Below are 17849 nucleotides of genomic sequence, written 5' to 3' on the forward strand. Positions count from 1 at the left end.
AAATACAAATATGCCCTCGAAATACTATTTTTGCCTCTAAACTTTACAGATATCATATAATGTTATGAATATTTTGTAAAGTGTACATATAAAATTATTTGTATACTATTAATCCACAATAAAATAGGATATAAATAGAAGCTGTCTACGATTATATTAATGGTAGACAGATAGTTTACTAAAGATTTGGATGTGGAAATCAAATTCGTGATTGGATCTCAGGCATTCTCTATTGACGTACATAAAAAGCATATCGAAGAATTGAAAGATTTATATAAAGCACTGATCCGCATTTCCGAAATCTGCCGCGAAAATGAAGTGTCCATGGAGTATGCTGAAAAAAGCCTGAATTTGGCATCAAGCACTCTTGGACGTTCAGTGTCCAATCAGGACGCCAATGTGGTGGACAATTTCCGTGTACTAAATGAAACAGCCTTCAACTGGCTGATGAACAGCCGCAAGAAATATAATGTGAAAGACTTCGGATATGTGTTTGAAAAATACATAAATAACTAAGAAATCCTGGCAGCTCTCCATTTGGGGGCTGCTGTTTTTTTTGTGGCAAGACTTTCTACTGCTCATTAAACGCAAGTATAGTTTAACCACTGCTTTGATCGCAGCGGAGGATATTTGACTCAAGCGGGAGGAGAGGGAAGTGAAAGACCCCGCAGGCAAAGCCAAGGAGGCTCGGGAACCTACCCGCGGAAAGCAAGTGTCCCGTGCTGAAATCAACGGCATAATATATAAGCCTATCAATATAAGAGAATAGCCAAGGCAAATATTGCACCTCTGAGTCAGCCGATAATCTATGATATAATGAAAAAGACGTTTTTAGAGGAAATCTCTAAAACAGGATTATAAAATAATAGATTATGGATCGTTGGAGGAAGTTATGGCAGCAGCATACACGCCTATGATACAGCAATATTTAAGGGTAAAGGCAGAATATCAGGATGCCTTTTTATTTTTTCGCCTTGGAGACTTTTACGAAATGTTTTTCGATGATGCACTTAAAGCATCACAGGAGCTTGAAATCACATTAACCAGCCGCGAGGGAGGCACGGAAGAAAGGATTCCCATGTGCGGGGTGCCGTATCATTCAGCACCGGTTTATATTGAACAATTGATTGAAAAAGGATACAAAGTCGCAATCTGCGAGCAAACAGAAGATCCGAAACAGGCAAAAGGAGTTGTGAAGCGGGAAGTCGTTCAGCTTATCACACCTGGAACAATGATGGAAGGCAAAGGCCTTCAGGAAAAAGAAAACAACTATATTGCATCGATTTCGGTCTTTGAAGATGAAACCTTTGGATTTGCCACCAATGATTTATCAACAGGTGAGACGAAGGTAACGATGTTAAGCAGCGGGTTTGATGAGGTCTTAAACGAGCTGTCTATGTCAGGTGCAAAGGAAGTAGTCATCTCTTCCGACTTTGATGGAGAATGGCAGAGGAGAATGAAAGAACGCTCCGTCATGGCGATTTCATTCGAGGATGATTGCGGAGTCCGGGACTCTTTCGAGGGACTTCTGGCTGATTTAAATCAGGACAAGCTCAGGACAACTTCTTGCAGACTGATTAATTACCTGTACCGTACGCAGAAGAGGAGCCTGGATCACCTTCAAAAGGTGGCTACTTATCAGATTAATCAATACATGAAAATCGATTATTTTTCTAAAAAGAATCTTGAGCTGACAGAAACCATCCGCAGCAAAGGCAAGAAGGGCTCGCTGTTATGGCTCCTGGATGAAACGAAGACTGCCATGGGCGGCAGGCTTTTAAAGCAATGGATCGACAGGCCGCTTATTGATGAACAGGAAATCAAACGCCGCCATTCGCTGGTTGAAACGCTTATTCACTCTTTCTTTGAACGGGAAGAAATCCGAGAAAAACTGAAGGAAGTCTATGATCTGGAACGCCTTGCAGGAAGAGTGGCGTTTGGAAATGTAAATGCCCGCGACCTTGTGCAGCTTAAGAAATCTCTTCAGCAGATACCTGTTCTAAAAGAAATGGTCTCAAATCTGCCGAATGAGGAAGCAGTGAGGCTTGCTGAGCGCCTGGATGCGTGTGAAGAAGTCACGGATACTTTGGAAAGCGCGATAATGGAAAATCCGCCGCTGTCATTGAAGGATGGAAACATCATTCAGGACGGCTATCATGAAGAGCTGGATAAATACCGTGATGCCAGCCGCAACGGGAAAACCTGGATTGCCCAGCTTGAGAAGCAGGAACGTGAAAAAACAGGCATTAAATCATTGAAAATCGGTTTTAACCGTGTGTTTGGCTATTATATTGAAGTTACTCGCGCTAACCTTCATCTTCTAAAAGAAGGGCAATATGAGCGCAAACAGACCCTGACCAATGCCGAACGATTTATTACGCCTGAATTAAAGGAAAAAGAATCACTCATACTGGAAGCACAGGAAAAGTGTGTGGAGCTCGAGTATGAATTATTTACGAATGTCCGCGAACATGTAAAAGAATTTATTCCGAGATTGCAAAAGCTGGCGAAAACGGTAAGTGAGCTGGATGTTCTTCAGTGCTTCTCCGCTGTCAGCGAGCAAAGGCATTATATAAAGCCAAGTTTTTCAAATGAAAGACGGGTTTATATCAAAGACGGCCGCCATCCAGTCGTTGAAAAAGTGCTGAACGCACAAGAATATGTGCCGAATGACTGTTATATGGATGCGGACCGGGAAGTGCTGCTGATTACAGGGCCGAATATGTCCGGTAAAAGTACGTATATGCGGCAAATCGCCCTGACTGCGATTTTAGCCCAAATCGGCTGCTATGTACCTGCTTCTGAAGCCGTGCTGCCGATTTTTGACCAGGTATTTACGAGAATCGGAGCCGCCGATGACCTTATTTCCGGCCAGAGTACATTCATGGTCGAGATGCTTGAAGCGCGAAATGCTATTGTGAATGCCACTCAAAACAGTTTGATTCTGTTCGATGAAATCGGGCGCGGAACATCCACCTATGATGGGATGGCATTGGCGCAGGCAATCATTGAGTATATTCACAACCGGATTGGTGCGAAGACTTTATTTTCCACGCACTATCATGAATTGACGGTGCTTGAAGAAGAACTGCAGAAGGTGAAAAACATCCATGTCAGCGCAGTCGAGCAAAATGGACGGGTTGTGTTCCTTCATAAAATTAAGGAAGGAGCGGCAGATAAGAGTTACGGAATCCATGTTGCCCAGCTTGCAGAGCTCCCTAATGAACTAATTGTAAGGGCAAATGAAATTTTAACGGGACTGGAATCGAACGATCCCGCTCCTGTGAAAAAAGAGATTCCTGCCGCAGAAAAAATGGCAGAGCCTGCTGCCCAATTATCTTTCTTTGAGGATTCTGAAGATGTGAAGAAACCTTCAATAAGCTCTAAGGAAAAAAAGATTATTGATAAAGTCAAAGCGCTCGATATCCTTGATATGACGCCAATGCAGGCATTAAATACATTATATGAACTGCACAGAAAATTGAAGAATCAATAAACAGGGGGTGACGAGATGGGGAAAATCATTCAGCTGGATGATGCGCTTTCTAATAAAATTGCTGCCGGCGAGGTGGTGGAGCGGCCAGCATCGGTGGTAAAAGAATTGATGGAGAATTCGATCGATGCCGGAAGTACTATTATTGAAATTGAAGCGGAAGAAGCCGGCCTGGCCAAAATCCGCATTATCGATAATGGCGATGGCATTGAGGAAGATGATGTCCTGAATGCCTTTCATCGCCATGCCACCAGTAAAATTAAAGACGAAAATGACCTTTTCCGCATCCGCACGCTCGGATTCCGCGGCGAGGCATTGCCAAGTATTGCGTCGGTATCGAGGATTGAAATGAAAACCTCAACTGGGGATGACGGCACACGTGTTGTCATAGAAGGCGGAAAAGTGGAAGTGATGGAAAAGGCACCCGGCAGAAAAGGGACTGACCTGACAGTGACGGATTTATTTTTCAACACGCCGGCAAGGCTTAAGTATATGAAGACGATTCACACAGAACTTGGCAATATTACAGATGTGGTTAACAGGCTGGCGCTCGCCCATCCGGAGGTCGCCATCCGCCTGATCCATAATGAGCGAAAGCTCCTGCAGACGAACGGAAACGGGGATGTCCGGCAGGTGCTTGCAGCTATTTATGGGCTCAATATTGTGAAAAAGATGGTTCGGATTGAAGCAAGCTCACTTGATTTTAAAATCAGCGGATATGCAGCAATGCCGGAGATTACAAGAGCATCAAGAAACTACATTTCTACCATGATCAACGGCCGCTTCATCAAGAATTATTCTTTGGCCAAAGCCATTCAGGAGGGGTATCATACTCTGCTGCCAATCGGCCGCTACCCGATTGTGCTCCTGAACATTGAAATGGATCCGCTCCTTGTCGATGTGAACGTCCATCCGTCGAAAATGGAGGTACGCTTAAGCAAGGAACATGAATTGAATGAGCTTGTATCAGATGCTTTGAAGGCTGCATTTAAAAAAGAGGAACTGATCCCATCCGGATTTACACAGCCGAAGACCATGAAGCCTAAGTCAGAACAGACGGCTCTTGAACTGGATCATTTGCCTGAGCATCGGGAGCATGTGCCTTCTTTTGTTCGTGAAGCGAGGGAGGATGCTATCCGGCAGTACCCGAATGGGGCAGATCCGCAAAGCCCGCAAAGTCTACCAGGTGAACCGGCAGCAGCTGAATATCCTGATTTGCAGGATGCTCCTCTCATAGATTTAAGCCCCTCAGCTGAAGAATTGCCTGAAGCTGATCAGCACATATTCCAGCCCGAAGAGCCGAGAGCTGCAGGACTGGAACAGTTTTTGGCAGAGACCGCCACAGTGGATGAGCCATCCCGGGTGCCGCCGCTCTATCCGATTGGGCAAATGCATGGGACATATATTTTTGCCCAAAATGACCGGGGCCTTTATATCATTGATCAGCACGCCGCCCAGGAGCGGATCAAGTACGAGTATTTCAGGGAGAAAGTCGGCCAGGTTGAAAGTGAATTGCAGGAAATGCTTATACCGCTGACATTTGAATACTCAACGGATGATTATATTAAAATTGATGAATACAAAGGCGAGCTTGAAAAAGTGGGGGTATTTCTGGAGCAGTTCGGACATAACAGCTTTATTGTCCGTTCTCATCCGCAATGGCTGCCTAAAGGCGAGGAACAGGAAATTATTGAGGATATGATTGAACAGCTCTTAGCCATGAAGAGAGTCGATATTAAAAAGCTGCGTGAGGAAGCTGCCATTATGATGAGCTGTAAAGCTTCCATTAAAGCGAATCACCATCTCCGCAATGATGAAATCCAGGCGCTGCTTGATGAATTGCGGAGGTCTTCCGATCCGTTCACATGCCCGCATGGACGGCCGATCATCATACATTACTCCACTTATGAGATGGAGAAAATGTTTAAGAGGGTAATGTAGAAAAGAACGACGCTGAACCAGAGTGGTTCGGCGTTTTTTTATTCATAGACGACGATAATTCTATTATGTAAACTAAGTGGTGTTTGGTCCATAATTTTTTCTTTTTTCGCTCATAAAACTTTATTTCGCTCAAAAGGACAATATACAAAACAAAAAAGCATCCATTTCGCGGAATGGATGCTTTTCTTATAGCTTATCTCACTGCCGTATGCAGCTTATCAATAAATTGCAGGGCTTTTCCTGTTCCAACCGCTACAGATTCAAGCGGGCTTGGTGCAAGGTGTACAGGGACTACAATTTCCTGTGAAAGCCATTCCTGCATGCCGTTTAAAAGGGCACCGCCGCCGGAAAGGATCACACCGCGGTCTACGATGTCTCCGCTGAGTTCAGCCGGACTGTCTTCTAATGTTGCGCGGATTGCTTCAAGAATGTGAAGCAATGATTCTTTGATTGCATCACGGATTTCATAGGAAGTTAGAGTAATCGTCTTAGGCAGGCCGGTAACAAGGTCGCGGCCGCGCACTTCCATTGTCAGTTCTTCATGGTCAACCAGCGCGTAGCCGATTTCCATTTTAATATGTTCGGCTGTTCTCTCTCCGATCAGAACGTTGTATTCTTTACGTACATATTGAATAATATCATCGTCAAGTCTGTCGCCGCCAATCCGGATGGAATTGCAGGCTACCACTCCGCCGAAAGAGATGATGGCTACTTCTGTTGAGCCCCCGCCAATGTCAACAACCACGTTCGCGACAGGCTCATCGACAGGCATGCCTGAACCAATTGCTGCTGCCACAGGCTCTTCGATCAGATGTACTTTCTTCGCCCCCGCATTGCGGACAGCATCATGGATGGCTCTTCTTTCAACACTTGTCGAACCAGATGGCGTACAAACAACGACATTCGGCTTTCTGATTGCAAATCCTACTTTTTTCGATGCTTTTCGCATAACCTGGCGAAGCATTTCAGTAGTGGTGTCATAATCGGCAATAACCCCGTCTTTGAGCGGACGGATGGCAACGATGCGGCCTGGTGTTTTCCCGATCATTTCCTTTGCTTCTTTACCAACAGCTAACACTTTTTTCGTTTCTGTATCAATTGCTACTACAGAAGGTTCATTAAGGATGATGCCTTTTGTTTTGCTGTATACAAGTATATTAGCAGTTCCTAAGTCAATTCCAATTTCAGATGTATTTAACATGAATTCTTCACCCAATTTCAAATTTATATTGTAACAATATAACCTTCTAATAAATTAACATGATTTTGGGGGTTACCCTTTGTTTGTTATGGAATCGTTAATAAAATGTAATTTTATAAGAAAATTTTAGGAAACTTGTCGAATAGGAAAGGTGAAACTTGTTCATAATGCATAAATGTTCTGTTTTTATAAAAAGAATGGTAAGATGATACCTGAAAAATTTTCCTGCTATATGGTAGGATAATAATTAGAATGGCAGTAAAGGCAGTGAACAGATGAGTGAAAAAGAAAAGCTTGCAGTGCTGATTGGCCCTACAGCTGTAGGAAAAACAAAATTAAGCATTCTTCTGGCGAAAAGTTTTAATGCTGAGATCATCAGCGGAGATTCTATGCAAATATATAAAAGCATGGATATCGGCACGGCGAAAATTAAAGAAGAAGAAATGGAAGGAATTCCGCATCATCTAATTGACATCAAAAATCCTGAAGATCCCTTTTCGGCAGCTGAATTTCAGGAACTGGTCCGCAGCAAAATCACAGAGATCACTTCAAGAGGCAAACTTCCAATGATCGTTGGAGGCACTGGATTGTATATTCAATCCGTTATTTATGATTACCAATTTTCTGATGCCTCTTCAGATGAAGAATTCAGAAAAACTTTGGAGGAACGCGCCGAAAGGGAAGGGAACGATGCCCTTTTCAAGGAGCTTTTGGCCATAGACCCTGAAAGTGCGGAAAAAATTCACCCCAATAACATTCGAAGAGTGGTCAGGGCATTGGAAATTTACCATTGCACAGGGAAAACGATGTCTCAGTATCAGGAGAATCAGGATCCAGCACTTCTTTATGATACGGCGCTGATTGGGTTGACCATGGACCGGGATACCTTATATGAACGCATCAATCTCCGGGTTGAGATCATGATGAAGGAAGGCTTGCTTGAAGAGGTGAGAGCCCTGTATGATCTGGGATTAAAGGATTGCCAGTCCATACAGGCCATCGGATATAAAGAACTGTATGAATACTTTAATGGACGTGTATCACTGGAGGATGCCGTTGGAAATCTGAAGCAAAATTCAAGAAGATATGCAAAAAGGCAGCTAACATGGTTTCGAAACAAGATGAATGTGGAATGGTTTGATATGTCCGGTACAGCCGACCCTCATGAGTTTGAAAAAAAATTCGCTGAAATTTCTGCTCATATTGAAGGAAAGCTGAAAATAAAATCGAATACATAATGATAGAGATAAAAGAGGAGGATTATAATGAAATCAGCAATCAATATTCAGGATCAGGTTCTTAATCAGCTACGCAAGGATAATATTAATTGTACTGTATTTTTGTTAAATGGATTCCAAATTAGAGGCCAAATCAAAGGCTTTGATAATTTCACGGTATTATTCGAGTCAGAAGGCAAGCAGCAGCTCGTTTATAAGCATGCCATTTCTACCTTCGTTCCACAGCGCAATGTTCAGCTGGATATGGAAAACCAGCAATAATATAAAAGTTGCACATGCACAAGAAAAGCCCGCTTTGATTGAAGCGGGCTATTTTCTTATGCAAAGACAGCACAAATATTTTTAATGAAATGGAGGTTGGCTGAATACATATAGATATGAGAATTTATTGTAGATATGAGGGAGCCTGACTGCAGGGCTTGTTTCCCATGAACAGGCAGTATGCTCCCAGGTATCAGCAGCATCTAAAGCGGAGGAAAGCCCGAAGAGGTGAAAATTTCACCTTATTTCTCGGGAAACCGCATGAACCGACACTCCTGCATCAGTGATTGCAGAAATGCGCGGGAATATGTCGGATTTTAGCCTAATAACCGTAAACTCGCGGATGCATATAGGCTTTTGTCACAACGATTACTTCTATGCGTATACTGTGCTAAGAATGTGAGGTGATAGCTTTTGGACCAGCCGATTCGCCTGAAGAATAACGGACAGATCAGCATCGTGCTCAATTCACAAAAGAGAAAAACATACACAAAAGAGCTTCCCGAATCCCAAGCGGCTCCAAAAGCCATTCCGCCTGAGCATACAGCTCTGAAAGAAATTGAAGAAGAACTTGGCGCTCTTGTGGGAATGGAAGAGATGAAGAAAATGATCAAGGAGATCTATGCGTGGATTTATGTGAATAAAAAGCGGGAGGAAGCCGGTCTCAAAGCTGGAAAGCAGGCATTGCATATGATGTTCAAAGGCAATCCCGGCACCGGTAAAACAACGGTTGCCCGATTAATAGGCAAGCTTTTTCAAAAAATGAATGTACTGTCAAAAGGCCATCTGATTGAAGCTGAGCGGGCTGATCTTGTTGGTGAATATATTGGTCATACTGCCCAGAAGACAAGGGATCTGGTGAAAAAAGCGATAGGCGGGATCCTGTTCATCGATGAAGCATACTCTTTAGGAAGAGGCGGAGAAAAAGACTTTGGCAAGGAAGCCATTGACACTCTCGTAAAGCATATGGAAGACCGCCAGCATGAATTTATTCTGATACTGGCGGGCTACTCAAGAGAAATGAATCACTTCCTGACGCTGAATCCTGGTCTTCATTCCCGGTTCCCCCTGGTTGTTGACTTCCCTGATTACTCGATTGAGCAGCTGATGGAAATCGGCGAGCGGATGCTGAAGGAACGGGAATATACATTAAGCCACGAATCTGAAAAGAAGCTGAGAGAGCACTTACATTTTGTGAAAAATAATCTCAGCCCAAACAGTTTTTCGAATGGGCGCTATATCCGGAATATCATTGAAAAATCTATACGGGCACAGGCCATGCGCCTATTAATGCAAAACAGCTATGACAAACATGATCTGATGACCATCAGAAGCAATGATTTGTTGTTTGAAGAAGCCGATTAAGGGGATATTGATATTGTAATAAAAAAGACAGTGTCAAAGAACATTGGCATTGTCTTTTTACTGAAGGAGGAATATAAAATGAATAATATTACGGTTTATACGACCAATACATGTCCTTACTGTACGATGGTGAAGAATTTTCTGGATGAGAAAGGGCTGGAGTATAAAGAGGTTAATGTGCAGAATGACCAGCGAGAGGCACAAAAACTGGTTGCAACCACTGGACAAATGGGAGTGCCGCAGATCAATGTGAATGGCAATTGGGTCATTGGCTTTGATCCAAATACGATTATGGCAAATGTGAAGCAATAATATAGAGGGGACCTGCTCGTGGATTGAGCAGGTCTTTTTTTTTGAATTGTGAACTCTGCAAATAAAATTGCATACTAGCAAAAAAAGCAGCTGTATTCGCAAATAAATAGGAAATTTTGCAATGAAAGTACATGAACTTGCAAACAAACAGCTTAAACCGGCAAATAAATATCTATGTATAAGTTTAAAAATATATCAGGATAATCTGATGTTTTTGATTTTAAAGAAAGAATTTTCTAAAAACATTGACCGAACTTCCCGGGGGTGTTTTAATAATTATAGTGGTTGGGTCACCTAACCATTTATTTTGGAAGGAGCTTGAGAAAATGAAAATCCTAATTACTGAATTAATCTGGAAAGAAGGAATTGAAGAGTTAATAAACAATGGCTTCCAAGTGGATTATGACGAGAATCTATGGAGTAACCGTGAAGAATTATTAAGAAAAATCAGCAATTACGATGGTTTAATTGTAAGAAATCAAACAATTGCAGATCAGGAATTAATGGCAGCTGGTCCTCAATTAAAGGTTATAGGCAGGCTTGGAGTTGGACTTGATAATATAGACACAGCATCAGCAAAGAAAATGGGAATCCCAGTGGTTTATGCTAAAAATGCCAATGCTACTTCGGTGGCCGAGTATGTGATGATGGCCATGTTAAGTGTTTCCCGGCCTCTTCATCTTGCTGATTATGATGTCAGGAACGGCAATTGGGATAGAAAAACATACACCGGCATGGAACTTGCGGGTAAAACGCTGGGCCTTATAGGATTAGGGGAAATCTCTCATCGCGTTGCTAAAAGAGCAATATCGTTTGGAATGAAAGTGGCTGGTTATGATCCCTTTATTGCGGATTATGATCACATTGTTTCTGAAACAGGGGTTCAAATAATAGAATCATTAGCAGATCTGCTTGCTGAATCTGATTTTATTTCCTTGCATGTTCCGCTTACACCTTCAACCAAGTATTTAATCTCCGAGTCAGAACTTCATTCAATGAAGGTTTCTTCCTATATTATTAATACCTCCCGAGGCGGTATTATAAATGAACGTGATCTTGCAGCTGCTTTAACCAATGGTGCGATTGCAGGAGCGTTTCTGGATGTGCTTGAGACAGAACCAATCCTTCCGTCGAACAAACTATTGACATGCTCGAATGCTGTTATTACTCCGCACATTGCTGGTTTAACTGAAGAATCACAAATTAGAACTTCCTTATTGGTGGCAAAGGAAGTAGCAAAGGTTATGAAAAATCAGCCGTCATTATGTGTAATTTAAAAAAGTTTCCGAAAATTTAAATAAATAATTGACTTTGACATTTGGGAGTGGTTTAATTAACCTATAAATAGTGGTTGGGTCACCCAACCAAATACAAAAGGAGGCAATTGAATGAGTAATAACAGTCAATCTACAACTCTGGCAGACACGCATTCTCCTGAGTCTAAAGAGGTTAGCACACATAAGTTTTTAATTCATCATAAGGGAGATCATGTAGGGGTAGCGACTAGTCCAATAAAAGAAGGAGAACAGGTTATCGGAATCTTTATGGATGATAATTCTGAGGTGTCTGTAAAGTCTCGCGGGGATATTCCTTTAGGGCATAAAATTTCATTAGTAGACTTAAAGAGTAATCAGCCAGTCTTAAAATACGGAATTCAAATTGGCTTAACTACAACAGAATGGGCTGTAGGAGATTATGTCCATACTCATAATATTAAAACGGCGAGGTGGTAGAAATGAATAATACACTAATGGGTTACCGCAGAGAAAATGGAAAAGTTGGAATACGCAATCATGTCATCATTTTGCCTGTTGATGATATCTCAAATGCTGCCTGTGAGGCTGTTGCAAGACAAGTTCAAGGAACGATGGCACTTCCACACGCATATGGAAGACTCCAGTATGGACCGGACCTTGATCTTCATTTCAGAACAATGATAGGAACCGGCTCAAATCCAAATGTGGCAGCGGTTATTGTCATCGGCATTGAAGAAAACTGGTCCAAGAAGATCGCGGAAGGTATTGCAGAAACTGGCAAACCTGTATCCTATTTTTCTATCGAGGGAAATGGCGACTTTGAAACCATCCGTCAAGCATCATGGAAAGCAAAAGAGTATGTTCAATGGGCATCTGAACTGCAGAGAGAACCGATTGAACTAAAAGATTTAACGATCAGCATTAAGTGCGGGGAATCGGATACGACTACAGGACTGGGATCATGCCCAACAGTATCTCAGGCAGTTGACCGCCTGGTTGATGCCGGTGCGACGGTATTCTTTGGGGAAACATCTGAATTGACTGGTGGGGAGCATCTAATCGCACAAAGAATGGCAACTCCTGAACTTCATGAAAAGTTTATGGCTATTTATGAAGATTATGTTGGCGAAATCGAATCCAAAGGAGTAGATTTGCTAGGTTCACAGCCAACACAGGGAAATATTGCAGGAGGCCTATCAACTATAGAAGAAAAGGCTCTTGGTAATATCGCCAAAACAGGTACAAAGGAAGTAATTGGGGTCCTTGATCCGGCAGAAAATCCAGATAATGGAAGTGGATTGTATTTTATGGATACTTCTTCTGCAGCCGCAGAATGCATTACGTTAATGGCAGCTGGCGGAGCAGTACTCCATCTTTTCCCAACAGGGCAGGGGAACATTATCGGAAATCCAATTGAGCCTGTTGTGAAAATTACCGCAAATCCCATAACTGCAGGAACAATGAGCGAGCATATTGATGTAGATGTACAGGGATTATTGTCCCGTCAGATTTCCCTGGAAGAAGCAGGCGACAAATTAATGGAAGTTATTTGCCGCACGGTAAATGGCCGCTTGACCAGTGCTGAAGCTTTGGGACATCGTGAATTTGTCATGACAAAACTATACCGAAGCGCCTGATTCAATTTCTCCCTGCACATTTTTGAGCAGGGAGAATCCTTTTTTAAAGAGAGTACAAAAAAAGGAGTTTAGACATGAACACATATAATGAGTCGGATCTAAAGGAATTCTGTGAAAAAGTTCTTGAAAAAATGGGAATGCGGAAAGATTATTCGGAAGTTGTCGCAGATTCACTGGTAAAAGCAAACCTAGAAGGCACGGATAGCCACGGGATCAGCAGACTTCCCATTTATGCCAAACGATTTATGGATAAAAGAATAAATGTGAATCCGGATATTAAAGTAACAAAAAAAGCCCCATCCGTGCTCCAGATTGATGGCGATAATGGCCTGGGCCATGTAGTCAGCTGGAAGGCAATTAGAGAAGGCATAGAAGCTGCAAAAGAAAATGGCACAGCAGCAATCGCGATTCGTAATAGCAATCATTTTGGGACTGCTTCGTATTTTTGCCAAATGGCATGCGAGCAGAATCTCGCATGTATAGGCTTTACTAATTCCCCGCCAGGGATCGCACCCTGGGGAGGGAAGGAAGCTTTCTTTGGCACCAACCCAATCGCCTTTGGCTTTCCAACTGGCAACGAACAGCCTGTAATTATTGATTTATCAACCAGTATAGTGGCCAGAGGGAAAATCATATTGGCCGCAAAGCAGGGGAATGAAATACCTGGTGACTGGGCAATTGATGAAGATGGGAATTCCACCAAGGATCCGGCGGCTGCCTTAAAAGGGTCTGTATTTCCGCTTGGAGGAGCAAAAGGGGCTGCACTCGCGCTTGCTGTTGAGATATTAACTGGTGTACTTTCAGGAGCAGCATTTGGCCCCCATGTGAAAAATCTTTATGATGACAATGAAACAGAGAATGCGAATGTTGGACACTTCTTTTTGTTATTAGATATTAAAAAATTTATGGATTTAACATTGTTCTTTACCTCTATTCAAAATCTGCTGCAGGAAATGAAAGAAGTTCCTAAGAAACCAGATGTAAGTGAAATACGCTATCCGGGAGAAAGAAGAAAAAGAGAAAGTGCCAGCAGGCTATTAACAGGTATTGAATTATCAGGCAATGTTGAACAGGAATTAAAAGATTTGGGGGAGAAGTTCAATATCCCGTTTCCTGAGGCAAGGTCACTTGATCATTCCAGTAAAAGCCTTTCTCTTTAATAAAAGCTGTATGGTGATTATTGACCCATCCAATTGGATGAGGCATATAAACACCATAACAGCTTTTTTTAGCTGGATAATGTATTTTGAGAAATCGAACATTCTACACTTTCAATATGGTCAATCATACGTTCCTGAGCCAACTCAATGTTGTTCTGTTTTATTGCCTCAAGAATCCTTTCGTGCTCCTGGACAGATTTTAAAGCACGGCCCGGAATGTTAATTGATTTTGTACGTGACTCTGACAGAAGATCGATTAAAAAGTGCATAATCCTTACTAGAACCACATTATTTGAATGATCAGCAAGCGTCATATGAAATTTATGGTCCAACTCAGCCAGACGGTCAAAATCCTGGTCACCGCTTACAATTTCGTTTGCTTCCTTTAGGATTTGATCTAATTGCTGAATAAGATCCGGGCTTGAATTCTCTATGGACCATTTTACTGTCCATTCCTCAAGAATTTTTCTGACGGAGAAGAAATCCTTAAATTGATCAGAGGATACAAAAAAAGCTTCAGTCATTTTTTGTATCTGCTGCTCAGGAGAAGCGACGAAGACCCCTGTTCCATGTTTGGCGGTTAAATAACCATATGCTTCGAGTATTTTATAGGCTTCCCTTACTGTATTTCTGCTGACAGAAAGCTCCATCCCCATTTCTCTTTCGCCGGGGATTTTTTCACCTGCTCTGTATTCGCCATTGTGGATCTTTTTCTTTATACTATCGGCTACCTGCTCCGAAATTCCTTTTCTATTAATGTCCAAATATACCCCTCCATGCAAATTTACTGATGGGCTTTTTATATAGGAAAAATGGTTCAATGGCCCAACCTATTTTATTAAATCATTAACGGGTCAAGTAATCAACACCGCTATCTTAATTTTCTCAAAAAGGTAAATAGAGCTGCCTTCATAGGCAGCTTTAAATGAAATAAACGATTAAAAATCCCAAGGCTGCTAAGGCGGCAGCTCCGAAAGTTCCAGTAAAAATCACCTTGCTGTTTAACTTTTTAAATTCAGTATAATTAACTCCTAAACCTAAGCCTGCCATGGCCATGGATAATAAGAAGATACTTAGTGCGATCAGCATTTGGGTCATTCTATCAGATAATATGCCAGCCGTATTAACCAGGCACATAATCAGAAAGCCGAAGATGAACCAGGGGACCGGCAAATCTCTGAATCTTGTTTTTTGTTTCTTTAAGCTGTTCTTATTAAATATCACTCCAAGTATAATCGCTGCAGGAATTAATAATGCTACACGTCCCAGTTTTACCAGAATGGCAGTATCACTGCTCACATCTCCTCCTGGAGCAGAAGCTGCAATGACATGCGCAAGCTCATGCAAGGTTGCCCCTGTTAAAACTCCATAATCATAAGGGCTCAGGCCCAGTACGGGGAACAAAAAAGTATAAATGATTGTCACAATAGTACCCACAATGGCAATAAAAGCTACGGAGATTGCAGTAAACTCATTTTTAGCCCGGATCAGGGGGGCAACAGCAACTATGGCAGCAGCCCCGCATATTGCTGTTCCAACGGCAATCAGTGCTGATAAATGGCGGTCGATCGAGAGAAGTTTTCCGATATACATCATAAGGACAAGAGTGAAAGCGATTACAAGGATATCGACAATAATAAGAGAGAAACCAGCGGCAAAGATTTGTTCAACATTCAGTCTTAATCCCATCAGAATAATACCCGCACGAAGAAGAGTCTTGCTGCTGAATGTGATCCCTGCAGATGCATCGGCTGGTACATCCATTATTCCTTTCCAGCTCATGCCAAGCAGTATGGAAACAATCATAATTCCCATTACTGAAAAAACAGGCAATTTCGCTATGGAACCAGCTAATACAGCAAGTATTAAAGTTAGCAGGACTCCTTTTAGCCAGCCCTTTTGCAACTTTAGGGTTTTAATTTTTTTTCTTGTGTGAAGGGGAACTGTTTTTGCTTTATGCAGTTTTGTTGCTCCAGCATTGCTCAATCTTCTGCCTCCTTTTCCGCAAAATTGGTCCAATGGTCAGGAAACCCAACCAATATAATCTCATTTAAGCATTTTTAAAAAGAGTTATCAAGAAAAATATAAAAATTAAACAAAAAAATTTAGAAAGTATTGATTTTTTAGAAAATTATAAATAGAATATGGATAGTGGTTGGGTGACTGTACCATAACTTAAGTATTCTCCTTTAAGAAAAGTCAGTCCATAAAGATTTTAATAGATCAGCAGGCTAGTGAATAAAAAGGAGGAATTTTAAGTGAAAATCAATTTAGTCTAATCAATTAACAACTTATTTGTGTAGACTTGGCGGCGGTAAATCTGAGGATATTAGCAGTTTTTCAATCATGTATTTGTAAGGGCTTACAATATAGTGCGGGAGGCGAATTATATGAGAGTATACCTGTCTATCTTATCAATCCTATTGTTAATATTTGTGAGCGGCTGCTCCAGCAATGTTAATGGCAAAGAGCGGGATGCAGAATATGTTTTGAGACTGGGCCATCTTCAAACGGAAACTCACCCTTACCACAAAGGGGCATTGAAGTTTAAAGAACTGGTGGAAGAAAAATCTAACGGGCGGATAAGAATCGATATATTTCCAAGCAGCCAATTAGGAAATGGAAGAGACCAAATAGAAGGAGCGCAAATTGGCTCCATCCATTTTCATATTGGCTCAGTAGCACCAGTAACCAATTTCGCCCCTAAATTTAATTTGCTTAACCTTCCATATTTATTTGAAAGCCGGGAGCATGCTTTTCGGGTCCTGGATGGGGAGATCGGCAAAGAGATAGCTTCTGATTTAGAGAACAGGGGCCTTATCAACCTCGGCTATATGGAGAACGGCTGGAGGCATATGACGAATAATAAGAAACCCATTAAGACAAGTGCCGATGCAGCGAAATTAAAATTGAGGGTCCAGGAGTCACCTCCATACATCTCATTCATTAAAGCTCTTGGCTCAACTCCTGTTCCTGTTCCATTCGGTGAACTATATACTGCTTTGGAACAGAAAGTGGTCGACGGCCAGGAAAATCCCCTTGCGCAAATCTATTTAAATAAATTTCAAGAGGTGCAGAGCTATTTGACATTAACTGCCCATAACTATGATGCTGCTGTTTTTCTTATGAGTAAAACAACATTCGACACATTGCCTGAAGAACTGCAAAAGGCAGTATCTGAAGCCTCTGCAGAAGCAGTTGATTATGAACGCAAAGTAGCAATGGAGGATGAGAAAAAACTGTTGGAGGACCTTAAAAAGACGGAGATAGAAATTGAAGAAAATCCAGATTTGGATTCATTTAGAGAAGCAGTAAAGCCGGTTTATGAGGAATATGAAGAAACGATAGGAAAGGAACTGTTTGATAAGATAGAAAGCTTAAAATAAATGACGGGGGTGTAGAAAAATGAGTGAATTTTTCAGGAAATTGAGTGACAAAGCGGATAAGATATCGAAAAAAATTGTTATCTTATTTTTTGTCATTGCCTTTATCTCCACAGTGTATCAAGTATTTTCAAGATACGTCCTGCAAAGTGCGTTTGCAAAAAGTATACTCCCTTTTGCAGATTTCAGTATTTTCAACTTAACCTGGATTGAAGAACTTATCAGGTACATGTTTGTATGGATCGTGTTCTTAGGAATCGGAATCGTATATAAAAGCAAAGGGCATGCAAAAGTAGAAATTCTCCATCATTATTTATCTGAAAAATGGAAAAGTAAAGTAATGCTGCTGGTTGAATGTATTAACAGTGCACTTTTTCTGTTTCTCATTATTTATGGATCAAGAATATTGAAGTTCTCCATTCAGCAGATTTCTCCTTCGCTTGGGCTGAATATGACTTTTATTTACGGAGCAGTCCTAGTCAGTTCAATTGTCTGTTTTGTTCACTCATCGGTCAATATTTTGGAGCTCCGCACTGCAAAAAGAGATGAAAGAGTGGTCGTTCAAGCAGAATCCCAAAATACAAATATGGGTTAGTTGAAAG

At 41.6% G+C, this 17849-nt stretch carries 16 protein-coding genes; 13 read left to right on the forward strand and 3 right to left on the reverse strand.

The genetic code is table 11. The features are described from left to right. The first annotated feature begins 192 nt into the window (after positions 1 to 192). The 3 genes from A361_RS10220 to mutL all read left to right on the forward strand — a co-directional run bounded on the left by A361_RS10220 (position 193) and on the right by mutL (position 5434). Positions 193 to 516: a YvbH-like oligomerization domain-containing protein gene (locus A361_RS10220; RefSeq protein WP_082919431.1), complete on the forward strand. Its 324-nt coding sequence runs from the start codon at positions 193 to 195 to the stop codon at positions 514 to 516. A gap of 376 nt (positions 517 to 892) precedes the next feature. Continuing rightward, positions 893 to 3496 (forward strand): DNA mismatch repair protein MutS, encoded by a 2604-nt coding sequence (mutS, locus tag A361_RS10225; protein WP_009330654.1) that lies wholly within the window; start codon positions 893 to 895, stop codon positions 3494 to 3496. 15 nt (positions 3497 to 3511) lie between these two features. Then, the gene (gene mutL, locus A361_RS10230) at positions 3512 to 5434 is read left to right on the forward strand and encodes a DNA mismatch repair endonuclease MutL (protein ID WP_009330653.1); all 1923 of its coding nucleotides are present in this window, start codon (positions 3512 to 3514) and stop codon (positions 5432 to 5434) included. A 193-nt stretch (positions 5435 to 5627) separates the two neighbouring features. Here the strand turns inward: mutL and mreBH are convergent, their stop codons facing one another. Continuing rightward, a complete protein-coding gene (gene mreBH / locus A361_RS10235; protein WP_009330587.1) occupies positions 5628 to 6635 on the reverse strand; it encodes a rod-share determining protein MreBH in 1008 nt (335 codons plus the stop codon). Positions 6636 to 6910: 275 nt separating this feature from the next. On the opposite strand from mreBH, the gene miaA reads away from it, so the two are divergent. From miaA to A361_RS10275, 8 genes are all read left to right on the forward strand, one after another. Then, complete coding sequence (gene miaA, locus A361_RS10240; protein WP_019381817.1) at positions 6911 to 7873, forward strand: tRNA (adenosine(37)-N6)-dimethylallyltransferase MiaA; 963 nt, start codon at positions 6911 to 6913, stop codon at positions 7871 to 7873. 27 nt (positions 7874 to 7900) lie between these two features. Next, positions 7901 to 8134, forward strand: coding sequence for an RNA chaperone Hfq (gene hfq, locus A361_RS10245; RefSeq protein ID WP_009330585.1), 234 nt, complete (start codon positions 7901 to 7903; stop codon positions 8132 to 8134). Between the two features lie 414 nt (positions 8135 to 8548). Beyond that, the gene (spoVK, locus tag A361_RS10250; protein WP_009330584.1) at positions 8549 to 9499 is read left to right on the forward strand and encodes a stage V sporulation protein K; all 951 of its coding nucleotides are present in this window, start codon (positions 8549 to 8551) and stop codon (positions 9497 to 9499) included. Positions 9500 to 9577: 78 nt separating this feature from the next. Then, entirely contained in the window at positions 9578 to 9811 is a 234-nt protein-coding gene (locus A361_RS10255) for a glutaredoxin family protein (RefSeq protein ID WP_009330583.1), read from the forward strand. Between the two features lie 326 nt (positions 9812 to 10137). Next, positions 10138 to 11088 (forward strand): hydroxyacid dehydrogenase, encoded by a 951-nt coding sequence (locus A361_RS10260; protein WP_019381819.1) that lies wholly within the window; start codon positions 10138 to 10140, stop codon positions 11086 to 11088. Positions 11089 to 11199: 111 nt separating this feature from the next. Beyond that, positions 11200 to 11544 (forward strand): UxaA family hydrolase, encoded by a 345-nt coding sequence (locus A361_RS10265; RefSeq protein WP_019381820.1) that lies wholly within the window; start codon positions 11200 to 11202, stop codon positions 11542 to 11544. 2 nt (positions 11545 to 11546) lie between these two features. Continuing rightward, positions 11547 to 12704 carry a UxaA family hydrolase gene (locus A361_RS10270; protein ID WP_019381821.1) on the forward strand — a complete coding sequence of 386 codons (1158 nt, stop codon included), beginning with the start codon at positions 11547 to 11549 and terminating at the stop codon, positions 12702 to 12704. Positions 12705 to 12778: 74 nt separating this feature from the next. Further along, positions 12779 to 13864: an Ldh family oxidoreductase gene (locus tag A361_RS10275; protein ID WP_019381822.1), complete on the forward strand. Its 1086-nt coding sequence runs from the start codon at positions 12779 to 12781 to the stop codon at positions 13862 to 13864. A 68-nt stretch (positions 13865 to 13932) separates the two neighbouring features. Here the strand turns inward: A361_RS10275 and A361_RS10280 are convergent, their stop codons facing one another. Both A361_RS10280 and A361_RS10285 read right to left on the reverse strand, forming a co-directional pair. Continuing rightward, a complete protein-coding gene (locus tag A361_RS10280; RefSeq protein ID WP_009330577.1) occupies positions 13933 to 14628 on the reverse strand; it encodes a FadR/GntR family transcriptional regulator in 696 nt (231 codons plus the stop codon). 157 nt (positions 14629 to 14785) lie between these two features. After that, positions 14786 to 15850, reverse strand: a complete 1065-nt coding sequence (locus tag A361_RS10285) for a YeiH family protein (protein ID WP_009330576.1) — start codon at positions 15848 to 15850, stop codon at positions 14786 to 14788. A gap of 404 nt (positions 15851 to 16254) precedes the next feature. Here A361_RS10285 and A361_RS10290 point away from each other — a divergent pair, with 404 nt between their 5' ends. Both A361_RS10290 and A361_RS10295 read left to right on the forward strand, forming a co-directional pair. Continuing rightward, positions 16255 to 17250 carry a DctP family TRAP transporter solute-binding subunit gene (locus A361_RS10290; protein WP_019381823.1) on the forward strand — a complete coding sequence of 332 codons (996 nt, stop codon included), beginning with the start codon at positions 16255 to 16257 and terminating at the stop codon, positions 17248 to 17250. Positions 17251 to 17269: 19 nt separating this feature from the next. Beyond that, positions 17270 to 17842 carry a TRAP transporter small permease gene (locus A361_RS10295; RefSeq protein ID WP_019381824.1) on the forward strand — a complete coding sequence of 191 codons (573 nt, stop codon included), beginning with the start codon at positions 17270 to 17272 and terminating at the stop codon, positions 17840 to 17842. Positions 17843 to 17849: the final 7 nt, after the last annotated feature.

Source organism: Cytobacillus oceanisediminis 2691, from assembly GCF_000294775.2.
Taxonomy (GTDB): Bacteria; Bacillota; Bacilli; order Bacillales; family Cytobacillaceae; genus Cytobacillus; species Cytobacillus pseudoceanisediminis.

Excerpts from the sequence above, each read along its gene's own strand:
- mutL (WP_009330653.1), top strand. The coding sequence starts at position 3,512 with ATGGGGAAAATCATTCAGCTGGATGATGCGCTTTCTAATAAAATTGCT.
- A361_RS10265 (WP_019381820.1), top strand. The coding sequence starts at position 11,200 with ATGAGTAATAACAGTCAATCTACAACTCTGGCAGACACGCATTCTCCT.
- mutS (WP_009330654.1), top strand. The coding sequence starts at position 893 with ATGGCAGCAGCATACACGCCTATGATACAGCAATATTTAAGGGTAAAG.
- A361_RS10290 (WP_019381823.1), top strand. The coding sequence starts at position 16,255 with ATGAGAGTATACCTGTCTATCTTATCAATCCTATTGTTAATATTTGTG.
- hfq (WP_009330585.1), top strand. The coding sequence starts at position 7,901 with ATGAAATCAGCAATCAATATTCAGGATCAGGTTCTTAATCAGCTACGC.
- A361_RS10255 (WP_009330583.1), top strand. The coding sequence starts at position 9,578 with ATGAATAATATTACGGTTTATACGACCAATACATGTCCTTACTGTACG.
- A361_RS10275 (WP_019381822.1), top strand. The coding sequence starts at position 12,779 with ATGAACACATATAATGAGTCGGATCTAAAGGAATTCTGTGAAAAAGTT.
- A361_RS10260 (WP_019381819.1), top strand. The coding sequence starts at position 10,138 with ATGAAAATCCTAATTACTGAATTAATCTGGAAAGAAGGAATTGAAGAG.
- A361_RS10270 (WP_019381821.1), top strand. The coding sequence starts at position 11,547 with ATGAATAATACACTAATGGGTTACCGCAGAGAAAATGGAAAAGTTGGA.
- miaA (WP_019381817.1), top strand. The coding sequence starts at position 6,911 with ATGAGTGAAAAAGAAAAGCTTGCAGTGCTGATTGGCCCTACAGCTGTA.
- A361_RS10295 (WP_019381824.1), top strand. The coding sequence starts at position 17,270 with ATGAGTGAATTTTTCAGGAAATTGAGTGACAAAGCGGATAAGATATCG.
- mreBH (WP_009330587.1), bottom strand. The coding sequence starts at position 6,635 with ATGTTAAATACATCTGAAATTGGAATTGACTTAGGAACTGCTAATATA.